13 protein-coding genes and 1 riboswitch are annotated in these 13,033 nt (G+C 41.2%); of the genes, 4 read left to right on the top strand and 9 right to left on the bottom strand.

Translation table 11 applies throughout. The annotated features are described in order from the left end of the window. Positions 1 to 34: 34 nt before the first annotated feature. Entirely contained in the window at positions 35 to 442 is a 408-nt protein-coding gene (gene gloA, locus NYR63_RS00945; RefSeq protein ID WP_005600229.1) for a lactoylglutathione lyase, read from the bottom strand. Between the two features lie 97 nt (positions 443 to 539). Between gloA and NYR63_RS00940 the strand changes: the two genes are divergently transcribed. From NYR63_RS00940 to NYR63_RS00930, 3 genes are read left to right on the top strand one after another with little or no spacing between them, the layout of a single operon-like run. Beyond that, positions 540 to 1,364 (top strand): hypothetical protein, encoded by an 825-nt coding sequence (locus tag NYR63_RS00940; protein WP_279457740.1) that lies wholly within the window; start codon positions 540 to 542, stop codon positions 1,362 to 1,364. Beyond that, positions 1,364 to 4,093 carry a YdbH family protein gene (locus NYR63_RS00935; RefSeq protein ID WP_279457739.1) on the top strand — a complete coding sequence of 910 codons (2,730 nt, stop codon included), beginning with the start codon at positions 1,364 to 1,366 and terminating at the stop codon, positions 4,091 to 4,093. Before NYR63_RS00940 ends, NYR63_RS00935 begins: the two co-directional genes overlap by 1 nt. Continuing rightward, the gene (locus tag NYR63_RS00930) at positions 4,090 to 4,311 is read left to right on the top strand and encodes a YnbE family lipoprotein (protein ID WP_005606896.1); all 222 of its coding nucleotides are present in this window, start codon (positions 4,090 to 4,092) and stop codon (positions 4,309 to 4,311) included. Before NYR63_RS00935 ends, NYR63_RS00930 begins: the two co-directional genes overlap by 4 nt. A 37-nt stretch (positions 4,312 to 4,348) precedes the next feature. Here NYR63_RS00930 and folK read toward each other — a convergent pair whose 3' ends face one another. The 4 genes from folK to thiB all read right to left on the bottom strand — a co-directional run bounded on the left by folK (position 4,349) and on the right by thiB (position 8,185). Then, positions 4,349 to 4,819, bottom strand: a complete 471-nt coding sequence (gene folK, locus NYR63_RS00925; RefSeq protein ID WP_005620554.1) for a 2-amino-4-hydroxy-6-hydroxymethyldihydropteridine diphosphokinase — start codon at positions 4,817 to 4,819, stop codon at positions 4,349 to 4,351. A 69-nt stretch (positions 4,820 to 4,888) separates the two neighbouring features. Continuing rightward, positions 4,889 to 6,421 carry a polynucleotide adenylyltransferase PcnB gene (gene pcnB / locus NYR63_RS00920; RefSeq protein WP_279457737.1) on the bottom strand — a complete coding sequence of 511 codons (1,533 nt, stop codon included), beginning with the start codon at positions 6,419 to 6,421 and terminating at the stop codon, positions 4,889 to 4,891. Between the two features lie 142 nt (positions 6,422 to 6,563). Then, complete coding sequence (gene dksA / locus NYR63_RS00915; RefSeq protein WP_005595916.1) at positions 6,564 to 7,013, bottom strand: RNA polymerase-binding protein DksA; 450 nt, start codon at positions 7,011 to 7,013, stop codon at positions 6,564 to 6,566. 206 nt (positions 7,014 to 7,219) lie between these two features. Then, on the bottom strand, positions 7,220 to 8,185 hold the full coding sequence (gene thiB / locus NYR63_RS00910; protein ID WP_279457736.1) for a thiamine ABC transporter substrate binding subunit: 966 nt from the start codon (positions 8,183 to 8,185) through the stop codon (positions 7,220 to 7,222). Positions 8,186 to 8,253: 68 nt separating this feature from the next. Further along, positions 8,254 to 8,350, bottom strand: a riboswitch (TPP riboswitch). A 276-nt stretch (positions 8,351 to 8,626) separates the two neighbouring features. Here thiB and NYR63_RS00905 point away from each other — a divergent pair. Beyond that, positions 8,627 to 9,613 (top strand): amidohydrolase family protein, encoded by a 987-nt coding sequence (locus NYR63_RS00905; protein WP_005595914.1) that lies wholly within the window; start codon positions 8,627 to 8,629, stop codon positions 9,611 to 9,613. Positions 9,614 to 9,673: 60 nt separating this feature from the next. On the opposite strand, the gene lpxM is transcribed toward NYR63_RS00905, so the two are convergent. From lpxM to rsxD, 4 genes are read right to left on the bottom strand one after another with little or no spacing between them, the layout of a single operon-like run. Next, positions 9,674 to 10,630: a lauroyl-Kdo(2)-lipid IV(A) myristoyltransferase gene (gene lpxM, locus NYR63_RS00900; protein ID WP_279457735.1), complete on the bottom strand. Its 957-nt coding sequence runs from the start codon at positions 10,628 to 10,630 to the stop codon at positions 9,674 to 9,676. Between the two features lie 8 nt (positions 10,631 to 10,638). Continuing rightward, positions 10,639 to 11,325 carry an electron transport complex subunit E gene (locus NYR63_RS00895; RefSeq protein ID WP_279457734.1) on the bottom strand — a complete coding sequence of 229 codons (687 nt, stop codon included), beginning with the start codon at positions 11,323 to 11,325 and terminating at the stop codon, positions 10,639 to 10,641. Between the two features lie 11 nt (positions 11,326 to 11,336). Beyond that, entirely contained in the window at positions 11,337 to 11,969 is a 633-nt protein-coding gene (gene rsxG / locus NYR63_RS00890; protein WP_279457733.1) for an electron transport complex subunit RsxG, read from the bottom strand. Next, the gene (gene rsxD / locus NYR63_RS00885; protein ID WP_279457732.1) at positions 11,969 to 13,015 is read right to left on the bottom strand and encodes an electron transport complex subunit RsxD; all 1,047 of its coding nucleotides are present in this window, start codon (positions 13,013 to 13,015) and stop codon (positions 11,969 to 11,971) included. Before rsxD ends, rsxG begins: the two co-directional genes overlap by 1 nt. Between the last annotated feature and the right edge of the window lie 18 nt (positions 13,016 to 13,033).

Genomic DNA, 13,033 nt, shown 5'->3' with positions numbered 1-13,033 from the left:
ATATTTAGGGTATTCTCTTTTATGACGAATAAGACTAGTTACCTAATGCAGCCTGTGCATTTTTATTTTCGATAAACTCAATTTTATAACCGTCCGGATCTTCGGCAAAAGCGATTACTGTAGTTCCGCCTAATACCGGACCCGGTTCACGCGTAATTTTAGCACCTGCCGCACGTAAACTTTCAATTGTTGTATAAATGTCATCAACACCTAAGGCAATATGACCGAATGCCGTACCTAACTCGTAGCTTTCTACGCCCCAGTTATACGTTAATTCGATTACCGCACTTTCGCTTTCGTCCGCATAACCGACAAATGCTAACGAATATTTATATTGAGGGTTTTCGCTAGTACGAAGTAAACGCATACCTAACACTTCGGTATAGAATTTAATTGAACGCTCTAAATCGCCCACTCGTAACATGGTATGTAAAATTCGCATAGTTCATTCCTTATTTAAGTTAAAAAACGGCATGTATTATGGCATAATTCCATACTAAAATCATTTTCCAATTTTACTTATCTATCAATTTTAATTTATGTCGCACGATCACGATTCCGAAAAAAAATATGAGGTTGCCACACACGCACTTTTACCGATGGTATTAATGCTGTTTGTGCAAATGTTTCTTAATCACTACTTTGCCCCGCAAAACGCTATTTTTATTTCGCCGTATTTGCTCGCCTTTTTCATTACTAATCTCATTATCTTTTTTGTGTTATGGAAAGGGGAAATTTGCCCGGGACAAACCGGTAGGCTGTTATTTGTCTTGAAATTTTTTATGCTGTTTTCTCTCGGCAATTTTATTTATTCAATCGGCTTTACGCCGAAACATAACCCGATGGCGCTTGCCGGCGTGGCATCTTTGATGCTTGGTCTTTTTTATTGGTTGTTTACCGCCCGTGAAAAACCGATAAATACGTTAATTTACTGTGCTTTCGGTATTCTGGCGGTCGGTATGATTCAGTATTTGGCGATTTATTGGGTTGAACTTCCGTCTTTATTTAACGGTGTTCGCGCAAATAATTTTGCCCAATTGTTACTTGGTATTCTGCTTGCCGGTTGGTATTTGATGTTGGCAAAAAGCCGCCTTGACGTTTTCTTTAAATTATTAGTACAACTTGCGCTTATCGTCTTAGTATTCAATTACCTATGGAGTGCGTTTGTACTTTATCAACAGTTGCAAATTATGCCGGATATAGCGTTATTGCCTTATGTGCTTTATTTTATCGTACAATTTGTGATTTTCGCTTTACTCGCTTGGTTATTACTCGGCAAAGGTGAAAAACAAATTAAAAACCCGCTAGGCTGGACATTAGCCACCTTATTGGCAATGCTTTATCCATTCACTAATATGATCTAATGCTAAAACGTAGCTTACTTGTTATCGGGACTTTAGTTGCACTGCTGATTGTCGGCGGTGCAATGCTGTTTTCAGGTAAGCAACTTGCAACGGTAAGCAACTGGTTTCTACCGGACGGCTGGCAAATTCAAATACCTGCCGGTGGTATTCAAGCGAATTTGGAAAATGCCAATTTAGCTGAATTTTCACTTACCTATCAAAACTGCCCGTTAATTACGGTCGATAATCTTGCTGTGCATTGGCATAGTCAGCATCAAGTCTCAATTGATAAAGCGACCCTTGATTATCAATGTTTAACTCAATTACCCGCTTCGGACGAATCCCCCTCTAAATTCTCGCTCGCCCCGATTTTAGCTTTGTTACCGGAAGGTGAGGCGGAAATTAAAGCGTTACATTGGCTGAATTTACCCAATGATCTTCATCCTCGCTTCTCTCAATTATTAGAAACACCAAGCTACGGCAAATTTGCATTTTTTCAGCAAAAATTGACCGCTTTAATCCGACAACAAGCGGTCGAATTAACGGCGGAATTTGCTAATCAAACTCTTTCCGGCAATTTAAGCTATCAACCGAGCGAACAGGAAAAACACAATTTACTGTTTTCCGCCCACGTGAATCCGAAAAATTTGTTCGCCATTCCATTACAATTTGAAGGCGATTATCATTGGATTCTACCGAAAGAAATGATCGCAAATGAAGTGATCCGAGCAGGCAGCTCTCTACTTAGTTGGCAAACCGATGAGCAAAATCAGTTAGTCGGCGATTGGGCTTTCGCTTCCGAAACCGCCCAGAAAAACCGCTTAAATTTTCCATTCCGTTTTGATTTTCACACTCTTGAAATTACGCAAGGTAAATTCTATTGGGATTGGCTGGAAGACTTTCCGCTGCAAGGCTTTATTAATGCAAAACTCACCCCGAACAGTTTTGCGAACGGCGATTATTATCCGCTTAAAACTTACTTACGCTTTAACCTGTTATCGCAAAGTAAAACTGCCGGTAAAGGCAATATCGTATTGGAAAGCCGTGACGGTGAAATACAAGCTGACAGCTTAAATATGCCGTTTCAAATTACCGGTAATGTGAAATATGACGATTTCATTCTGTACAGTTCTTTACCGGTAGCATTCAGCGGTAAATTTGATCATCTTAATTTTAAATTTCAACCAAAATCGCTGTTACGTCTAGTGGGTAAACAACGTTTACTGACGATCCACGATTTACGTTTTCCGCTTGCCGGTATCCAAATTAACAAATATGGAGTAAACGGTCGCTTACAAGCGATATTTAAGGGTGAAAGCCCCGATTTTAAAAATATTAATCTGCATTTAGACGGTTTTGCGAAAAATTTTAAAATCGGACAATTAGATTTTTTTGAAAATGTCGCAGATAAAAATGCGGTACAAGATTTGTGGCAATGGCGAGTATGGGGTGATACCAATATCCATACAATAGCCAGCAAACTCAAGATTAGCGGACAAGGAAATTGGCACCAAAATTTAGTACAACTCAACAAATTAAGCGGTGAATTAGGCAAAATTCACCAAAAAGGCGTGTATATTCCCAAAACCGAATTAAGTTTACCGGAGCCGATTAAATTCGCTTATCAAAAATGGCAACTTGACGGCGGTATTCAACTCAAATCACCGGAAATGCGTTTTGATTACGGGGGGGTTATTCCTTCTCCGTCCGCTAAATTACAGGTGAGCGGTGAAATTGAAAACCTAAATTTAAAAGGCGAGCTGCAAGGGGATAAAATCGAACCGCTTAAATTATTTGCTCGTCGTAAATTGACTAAAACCGCAAGCGAACTCATCGGGCGATTATACTGGAAGGAACAATCTGCAAAAGTATTCCAACCGTTAATTCCGTTTCGCCAACATTGGCTGATTACCGACGGTACGGTACGAGGCGAAACCGCTTTTAGTGCCAGTGCGGAAAAAGGTATTATTGCCGGCGGGCATTTTGCCATTCGCAACGCAGCGCTTTCCATGCCTAACGGTGAAGCGAAAGCGATTGAATTTAACCTGCCTTATCGCTTACAAGACAATGAATTCGACTTCGGTTTGAAGCAACCGATTGATCTCAAAATCGGGCAGTTAAATCTTGGCTTACCGATTAAGAAGATTCGGGTAAAAGTATTCGGGCATTATCCATATAACCGTAAAAAGCCGTTAATGCTCCAACAGCTTTCGATGAATTTATTAGACGGAGAATTGAATGTCGAGCGATTTGCCTTGCCGCAAACGCAAATCGCTTATTTAAAACTGGCGAATATCAACTTCGAGCGGATTCTCGAATTAGTTCAATATCAACAAATTGAATTAAAAGGCAAAGCGAATGCCACCTTACCGTTTTGGTTGGAAGGTAAACCTTGCTATGTATGCGACGGCTTACTCAGCCAAGCAGTCGAGTCCAATTTAAAAATTCAGCCCGAATTAATGAAGGCAATTTCGCAAACCAGCGGTTATTCGGAACGGTTATTGCTTTATCTATTGAACGATACGAAAATTACCGATTTACGCGGTTTAATAAACGTCGGTTCAACCGGCGAAATGGTATTGGACGCCAAATTAAAAATGCAGCTCAATCAACAAGAAAAAGCTAAAATCAACTTTAACTATAATCATAAAGAGAATATCTTTAATCTGTGGCATATGATCAACTCGGGTTCCTATGTCGAACAAAATCTTGAGAATTCTATTTATCAGCAACTGGATAAAAGAAAATGAGAAAAAGCCTACTTTTTGCAATTTTTTGCCTGAATTTGACCGCTTGTACCCCGAAAGTACAGCTTGAAACGCCGGCGGAAGGGATTACGATTAATATGAATGTGGTGGTGGATCACCGTATTGATGTGAAATTTGATGAAAAGTCGCGTGCCGTATTGCAAACCTCGGACAATAAAGCGGCGAAATCGGAAGCGGTGGTTGAAGCTCCGATAGAATAGGTTACAAAAAATGCACGGATTGCCGTGCATTTTTTACTTAGAATGTGACCATTTGATGATGTTTAAAGCGTTGGTAAATTTCCGCTAATTTTTGACCGCTTGGCAGCACTAAATCGGGGTTAAGATCATACATCGGCACAATCACAAACTCACGATTTTGCATTTCAATATGCGGTACGGTTAAACGTTCGTTGTGAATCCGTTCATCGCCGTATAAGATAATATCCAAATCCAGCGTACGTTCGCCCCAACGGCGAATTCGCACTCTTCCTTGGGCGTTTTCAATGCTTTGTAATTTATCCAACAATTCCAGCGCCGTTAAATCGGTATCGAATTTTGCCACCGCATTCACATAATCCGGCTGATCTTGTGGCCCGACCGGCTTACTGCCGTAGAACGGGCTAATTTCAAAATTAATTGCAAATGTTTTTAAAGATTCGACCGCTTGTTTAACTTGCGCAAGCGGGTTATCCAAATTGGAACCTAAAGCGATATAAACCGTTTTCATCATCATATCCGTTTCTGTCAAACTTGCTAAAAGAAAAGGCACAAGCTCTCACTTGCACCATACTTCAATTTATTCAGCCGTAGCTTTCTTCGCCGGCTTTTTCTTTCTAAATGTTTTACGGCGACGCTTTTTCTTTTCTTCGCCTGCAAAATTCGGCACATTTCTGACCGCTTTTAGCATTTCCGCACGTTGTGCGTCATTACTGAATTGATATTCGTGCCACCAAGCGGAAAGCTCGACTAAATCGCCGCCTTCAATCTCGGCACGCATCACTAACAAATCGAAACCCGCACGGAATTTTACGTGTTCTAAGGTCTGTTGCGGGCGTTTGCCCGAACGTTTGGTCATTTGGAACTGTAACGCCCAAATATCACGAATCACAGAGGTATGACGGCGATGTAATGCAATCGCTTTACAACTTTCGGCTAACACGTCATTCGCCGCCAGCATCATCGCATCATGACTATTTAAGCCGCCTTCGTTTTTCAGCATTTCCATTTTCTCACGTAACGGATACCAAAGAAGAGCGGCGAATAAAAACGCCGGATTCACCCGTAAATTATCACGAATACGATCATCGGTCGAATTCAGCGCTTTACTTAACATACGCTCCGCATTCGAATCGTTACGTTCGGTAAAAAACGGCGTAAGTACTGGAAATAACTGCTCGAATAAGCCGTATTGACGCATTAATTGATAGGTTTTAAAACCTTGTCCCGATTGAAATAATTTCAACGATTCGTCAAATAAACGCGCCGCCGGAATGTTTTTCAATAAATGCGCCAATTCACGAATCGGCGTATCGCTCGGTTTATCTAAAAACATATCCAATTTCGCCATAAAACGAACCGCGCGTAACATTCGTACCGGATCTTCTTGATAACGCACCACCGGATCACCGATTAAACGCAGTTTTCCCGCTTTCAGATCCGCAATACCGTCGAAGAAATCGAAAATCAAGTTATGTTTCGGATCATAATAGAGCGAATTCACGCTAAAATCACGGCGTTGCGCATCTTCGCGTAAGGTACCGTACACATTATCGCGCAACAACATTCCTTCTTCGCTTACTTTAGAAATCTTATCGCTGTTATGGCTGGCGTGATCGGCACGGAAGGTCGCCACTTCGTAAATATCACGTCCGAATACGATATGTGCCAAACGAAAACGGCGTCCGATTAAACGGCATTGGCGACCGAAGATTTTCTGAATCTCTTCCGGTTTTGCATTGGTCGCAACATCAAAATCTTTCGGCTTATGCCCTAGCAATAAATCTCGAATACAGCCGCCGACCACATAAGCTTCAAAACCGGCACGTTGTAATTTTTCAACAATCGCTAACGCATTTTTAGGGAAATCTTTCGGCGTAATATCATAATGTCCGGCATTTACTGTAAATTTTTTGTGCAATAAATGGGAAGGAAGATCCGAGTGCTTTTTCGGTTTCTTCGTAGAACGTTCCGACTGTTCGTTAAAAGCCAGAGCGGGACGCTTGGATTTAGGTTGTAATTCTACCGCTTTAACTTTTCTTTCTTGCTTAGCACTAAGCGTTTCTTGTTCGGCAAGCGGTTGTTTTTTTGATTTTTTTTGTCGAGAAAACAACGACTTAATATAGTTAAAAATAATCCACCTCAAGGGAATAAAATTAATCGATTGATAAACGGCACTAACTAAATGATCATAAAAATAATGGACAATGTAACATTGTCCATATTCATTGCCGTTTATCCATTCTTAATTAAGCTTATAAGCCCATTTGCTTTTCACGGATTTCCGCAAGTGTTTTGCAATCGATACACATATCCGCGGTCGGGCGCGCTTCTAAACGACGTAAACCGATTTCAACACCGCAAGTTTCGCAATAGCCGTATTCGTCTTCGGCAATGCTATTTAACGTTTGCTCAATCTTCTTAAGCAATTTACGCTCACGGTCACGGTTTCTTAATTCAAGACTGAATTCTTCTTCCTGAGTGGCACGGTCCGCAGGATCGGCGAAATTAGCGACTTCTTCCTGCATTTGGTTTTTTGTACGCTCAGCTTCGTCCATAATTTGCACATGCCATGCACGAAGAATTTTACGAAAATGCTCTTTTTGCGCATCATTCATATATTCTTCATCTTTCTTCGGTTGGTAAGGTGTTACGCCCGCTAAAGCTAATAAACCTAATGAAGTGGTGTTTGCCACTTGAGACATAATTTCACTCCTTGTTGGATGAGTTCATCCTAAATTCAGTAAATTCAAACTAAAATTTTTACGCTAATTTAAAAGGGCGTATAAATAGCAAATGTAATCCCTTTTGGCAATTAGAATTTGCAAAAATTTTTATAATTTTCACCGCTTAGCAGACAAGAAAAATGGCTAAAGATTCCTTTAGCCATGAAAAAAGATGAATAATTCTTTTATTGCCAGCTTTTCGTCCAAGTCGCCAGCCAGCTTTTTACCTGCGTAGCATCAGGCATTTTAAAGGCTAACGGCTTATAATCCGGCAATTTATCAAAAGCGGAATCCGGTACTGATCCAACCACCGGTTTCATCACATTATGATACGAAATAACTTTCTGCGCTTCCGGCTGGTGTAAGAAAGCTAAAAATTGTTTCGCCAATACTTTTTGTTTACTGCTATTCAAAATGGCGGCGACTTCCGTTTGCACCAAATGCCCTTCGTCAAATTGGGCGGCAACGTATTTATCGGTTTTATCATGCCATTGATGATAAAGCGGAGAAGTGGAATAGCTTAACACTAAATCCGACTCCCCTTTTAAAAAGGCACTATAAGTTTCCGACCAGCCTTTTCCGACCGTTACCGTATGTTTGGCTAAGGTTTGCCATGCTTGTTCGGCTTGCTCGCCATATACTGTATTTAACCAAAATAATAAACCGCGTCCGACCGTACTGGTACGAGGATCTTGGTAAATCACTTTCAAATCTTGACGTTCCACCAATTCTTTTAACGATTTCGGCGGATTCGCTAATTTTTCTTTATCGTAAACAAACGCATACTCGCTATAATCATACGGATAAAAGGTTTTATTCTCCCAATTTAATGGAGCTAGGTTTAAATCGTGCGTTGCAAACAAACCGGTTTTTTCCGCTTCCGCCATCGTGAAATTATCAATGCCCAACATTACGTCCGCTTTTGTTTTTTTTCCTTCCAAACGAATACGGTTTAGCATAGTAATACCGTCTTCAAACGGCATAAATTTCACGTCACATTGGCATTGCGCTTCAAATAAGGGTTCTAATTTAGGAGCAGGTCCCCAATCCGATGAAAACGAATCGTAAGTATAAACGACTAAAGTAGGTTGTTGCGCATAAGCGACACCGGTAACGAAAGCCGATAATGCGGCTATTTTGGCGAGTTTCATAGATGTCCTTCTAAATTCGGATAATATAGAAGGATTTGAGCGAAATATACTTTTTCTGTAAGAAAATAGAATCAAAGTATCTCAAATCCCTACGCTGATACTAATCAGATCAGGTTCTACGGGTATGGTATTTCTCAGCTTCGTAAAGCACCCCAATGAGAACGAATCAATTGTAAGTCAAGCGTAAACATAATGCAAATTCAAAAGGCAAACGTTTGCTTTCTTCCGATAAAAGGACTATACTATAGCCCTAGTGCCAGAAAGGAACTAGATAGATTTATATGCAATACTTTACAACATACTTAAACACTCATTTAGGCCAAACATCATATCGCTATGGTGCTTGGCTCTTTTTTTGGCATTTCAATTTTTAACAGATCTCCTCGCTAGAGATCTTTTTTTTACCTAAATTAAACAAGTCGTAAAGAGGAATAAATTAACATGAGCCAATTAATTCGTACGCTTAAAAGCCATATTCGTGACGAAATTATTAAAAAAGGCGGTTGGGTAAATTCTCATGCCCATGCTGACCGCGCATTTACTATGACGCCGGAAAAAATTGCGATTTATCAAAATGCCAACCTTCAGCAAAAATGGGACTTAGTGGATGAAGTGAAACGTAACTCGACGGTTGATGACTATTACCGTCGTTTTTCTCAAGCTATCGAATTAATGATTTCACAAGGGGTAACCGCATTCGGTACTTTTGTGGATATCGACGGCGTATGTGAAGACCGTGCGATTATCGCCGCACATAAAGCACGCGAAGTATATAAAAGTGATATCGCTTTAAAATTTGCCAACCAAACTTTAAAAGGGGTTATCGAGCCTACCGCTAAAAAATGGTTTGATATCGGTTCCGAAATGGTGGATATGATCGGCGGTTTACCTTATCGCGACGAATTGGATTACGGCAAAGGCTTGGAAGCGATGGACATCTTAATGGATAAAGCCAAATCGCTCGGTAAAATGTTGCACGTGCATGTGGACCAATTTAACACGCCGAAAGAAAAAGAAACCGAACAATTATGCGATAAGGCGATTGAACATGGTATGCAAGGTCGAGTGGTCGCGATTCACGGTATTTCTATCGGTGCGCATCCGAAAGAATACCGCAAAATGCTCTACCAAAAAATGCGCGATTCGCAAATGATGGTTATCGCTTGCCCGATGGCGTGGATTGATAGCGGCCGTAAAGAAGACTTACAACCGTTCCACAACGCACTTACACCGGCGGACGAGTTAATTCCGGAAGGCATTACCGTAGCAATCGGTACCGATAATATCTGCGACTATATGGTGCCGTTATGTGAAGGCGATATGTGGCAAGAACTGAGCTTACTTTCAGCCGGTTGCCGTTTTACCAACTTAGAGGAAATGGCGAATATCGCTTCAATTAACGGCAGAAAAGTATTAGGTTTACTCTAACCCTCTCATACGACAAAAAAACCGAGCGAAAACGCTCGGTTTTTTTATCATCGTTCAATACTAGCGTTTATAAATATCCTCGCCGTTTCGGCGGGTTTTGAGTAAACGTAAAATCCATACGTATTGCTCCGGATTTTTCGTCACAAAATACTCAATCACTTTATTCATTTCTCGGGCGGATTGCACCGGGTCACCGGAAAATTCCAACGCCGGCAAAATTTCCATTTGATATAGGCTCTTTTCCGCATTGTAAATCGGAAACATCGGAATCACTTCCGCATTAGCGACACGAGCCATTTTATTCAGCCCCGGTAGGGTGGCTTTTTCCGTCGCAAAGAAATCGGCGTAAACGCTTAATTCTTCGCCGAAATCCTCATCAGGTAAAAAATAGCCCATATTGCCTTTACGCACATCGTTTAGAAACGGTTTAATACCGTTTTGGCGTGTATGCATTTTTCCGCCGAAACGTTCGCGCGTTACATTCCAAAGCCAATCAACCAATGCGTTTCGGTGAGGGTTGTACATTGAAACCATTGGCATTCCGTGCGTATGCAGAATAATACCTGAAGCATCAATCGCCCACGTATGCGGCACAAGCAAAATAATATTCTTACCGTTTTGTTTAGCTTGTTGCAGATGTTCCAAGCCTAAAAATTCACTACGCCGTTGTAAATGTTTTACCGAACGAATTGCGATTTCACCAATCCCCAGCATAGTTTGTGCTACGGTAATAAACATTCGCTCAATCACTTGTTCACGCTGCTGTTCGGACCAATTCGGAAAGCAATAACGTAAGTTTGTATCCGCACGATGATATTGCTTTTTGCCTTTTTTCTTTAAGTAATTTTTGACTACTCTTCCGACAAAAACGGCTAATTTATCACGTAAACGAGCCGGCACATAAGCCAGAACGACCAGCGCCAAAACACCAAGCCATACGCCCCAATATTTCGGATACAAAAATTCCTTTAAAAATTTATGTTCATACCCTTCTCGGGCTGTAATTCGTTCTGCCATTCGGTTCTCTATTTCTTATCAATCAAATTCTTTACCGCCAAAATGACCCCAAGCCCAATAAATGCACCGGGAGGTAAAATTGCCAGTAATAAACCCGAGTCTAAGTGTAACACATCAATTCGTAAAGATTTCGCCCAATCGCCCAGTAATAAATCCAAGCCGTCAAATAAAGTACCGTTTCCAATCAGTTCTCGAATCGCTCCTAGCATCACAAGACTGAAAGTCATTCCCAAGCCCATGGCAAAGCCGTCAAAGGCGGAATGAGCTACCGAATTTTTTGAAGCAAAAGCTTCCGCTCGCCCGATTACAATACAGTTGGTCACGATAAGCGGAATAAAAATCCCCAGCGACTGATAAACCGGATAGGCAAAAGCATTCATTAGGAGCTGTACCGCCGTCACGACTGTCGCAATGACCATCACATAAATCGGGATACGAATATCATTTGGGGTAAATTTACGGAATAACGATACCATTGTATTGGTACAAACCAGCACTAATAAGGTCGCTAACCCTAGTCCGAGTGCATTCGTAACATTATTTGATACGGCTAATAACGGACAAAGCCCTAATAATTGCACCAAAGCACCGTTATTCTTCCACACACCTTCGGCAAGTAAATTACGCCAAACGGACGGATTAGCCTGCTCTGTCGTATCAATCTCCGTGACGGGAATTCTATTTTCAGTATTCATACTCTTATATCTTATTTACAACTTGCGAAAGTTTCTAATTGTTCCGGCGATTTCGCTAATTCGGTAACTATCCATTTCGCACTTTGGCGCACATTATTCACCACCGCACGGGGAGTAATAGTCGCACCGGTAAATTGATCAAACTGACCGCCGTCTTTTTTTACCGCCCACTGCGATTCATTTTCTAGGCTGAATTGTTTCCCGCTAAAGGACAAAATCCAATCCGAAATGCGAGTTTCAATTTTATCGCCCAATCCCGGCGTTTCTTTATGTTCCAACGTTCGTACACCAAGTACTTTACCGTCCGGCTGAATCCCCATAAGTAAAACGATGTTGCCAGAATAGCCGTCCGGAGCGGTAGCTTGAATCGCATAAGCGGTTAAATTTTGCGATTTTTTTGCAATATAAATACGGTTTAAATAAGGTGCGTTCGGGAGATTTACAATTTTACAGGAACCGAGCAAATCATTATCAAAATGCTCCGCTGGTACGACTTCCTGCAAGAATTGACGCTGCTGAGCAGCGGTTACTTCATCAATACGCCCTTTGGTCAGCAAATAAACGCCGGTAGAAACCGCCGTACAAATCAGAGCGATAACGCCTAATAACAACGCATACTTAACGGTAATTTTTGAGGTATTCATTATCTTCCGGTTCCATATAATCTTGGTTGAGTGTAATGGTCAATTAACGGTACGCAAATATTTGCCAGTAACACCGAAAACGCCACCGCATCCGGATAATTACCGTAGTAACGAATTAAATACACGAATACACCGATTAAACCGCCGAAAATCAATTTGCCGCGAGGCGTAATAGAAGCGGTAACAGGGTCTGTTGCAATAAAGAAAGCACCGAACATCATTGCGCCGCTGAAAAGCTGACTGACGACATTTAAGTGAGTATGCGGTAACAATAAATCGGTTAGTCCGCTTAATAAAGCAAACATAACTAACATCGCCGCCGGAATTTGCCAATGAATAATGCGTTTATAAATTAGCAATAAACCGCCGGCAAGAAAGGCTAAATTAATTTGCAACCAACCATTTGCGAACATACCGCTAAAAATCGGCGAATGCATTACCCCATCAACGCCTAATTTCTGCATACTGGTTTTGGCACTATCAAGCGGTGTTGCCTGTGCGATACCGTCCACACTTCCCAGTAATTGGTGCACACTAAAGCCGTCACTGGTAACACCGGAAAATACCAATGAAATTGCATCACCGAATGTCGGCGGTTCACTTAATAAATCGATCGGCACCAGCCAGCCGGTCATTTGTACCGGAAAAGAAACCAATAACAACGCATAAGCAACCATTGCCGGATTAAATAAATTCTGACCTAAACCGCCATAACTATGTTTTGCTAACAATAAAGCGACAATCACACCAATAATAATGATCCAATAAGGTGCATAAGGCGGAATCGACATCGCTAAAATTAACGCTGTCAATATACCGCTTAAATCCGCCACATAAAAAGCGGTCGGTTTTCGGCGTAATTTTGCAAGAGTAATTTCAATTACCACCGCAAGCAATATTGCAATGGCAACTTGAATAAAGACACCGTAACCAAAGAAATATACCTGCACGCCAAGTGCCGGTAACATTGCCGCTATAACCCATAACATAAATTTCGCCGTTAAACTCGACGAATGCGTATGGGGAGAGCTGACCATTTTAAACATTAAATAATTCCTTTCCGC

Source organism: Actinobacillus genomosp. 1 (genome assembly GCF_029774175.1).
Classification (GTDB): Bacteria; Pseudomonadota; Gammaproteobacteria; order Enterobacterales; family Pasteurellaceae; genus Actinobacillus.
Note: the sequence above shows the minus strand (reverse complement) of the source record. Positions and strands in the feature narration are given on the sequence as shown.

What these genes read in the sequence shown, in the direction of transcription:
- gloA (WP_005600229.1), bottom strand. Translation starts at nt 442, where the DNA reads ATGCGAATTTTACATACCATGTTACGAGTGGGCGATTTAGAGCGTTCA.
- NYR63_RS00940 (WP_279457740.1), top strand. Translation starts at nt 540, where the DNA reads ATGTCGCACGATCACGATTCCGAAAAAAAATATGAGGTTGCCACACAC.
- NYR63_RS00935 (WP_279457739.1), top strand. Translation starts at nt 1,364, where the DNA reads ATGCTAAAACGTAGCTTACTTGTTATCGGGACTTTAGTTGCACTGCTG.
- NYR63_RS00930 (WP_005606896.1), top strand. Translation starts at nt 4,090, where the DNA reads ATGAGAAAAAGCCTACTTTTTGCAATTTTTTGCCTGAATTTGACCGCT.
- folK (WP_005620554.1), bottom strand. Translation starts at nt 4,819, where the DNA reads ATGAAAACGGTTTATATCGCTTTAGGTTCCAATTTGGATAACCCGCTT.
- dksA (WP_005595916.1), bottom strand. Translation starts at nt 7,013, where the DNA reads ATGTCTCAAGTGGCAAACACCACTTCATTAGGTTTATTAGCTTTAGCG.
- thiB (WP_279457736.1), bottom strand. Translation starts at nt 8,185, where the DNA reads ATGAAACTCGCCAAAATAGCCGCATTATCGGCTTTCGTTACCGGTGTC.
- NYR63_RS00905 (WP_005595914.1), top strand. Translation starts at nt 8,627, where the DNA reads ATGAGCCAATTAATTCGTACGCTTAAAAGCCATATTCGTGACGAAATT.
- lpxM (WP_279457735.1), bottom strand. Translation starts at nt 10,630, where the DNA reads ATGGCAGAACGAATTACAGCCCGAGAAGGGTATGAACATAAATTTTTA.
- NYR63_RS00895 (WP_279457734.1), bottom strand. Translation starts at nt 11,325, where the DNA reads ATGAATACTGAAAATAGAATTCCCGTCACGGAGATTGATACGACAGAG.
- rsxG (WP_279457733.1), bottom strand. Translation starts at nt 11,969, where the DNA reads ATGAATACCTCAAAAATTACCGTTAAGTATGCGTTGTTATTAGGCGTT.
- rsxD (WP_279457732.1), bottom strand. Translation starts at nt 13,015, where the DNA reads ATGTTTAAAATGGTCAGCTCTCCCCATACGCATTCGTCGAGTTTAACG.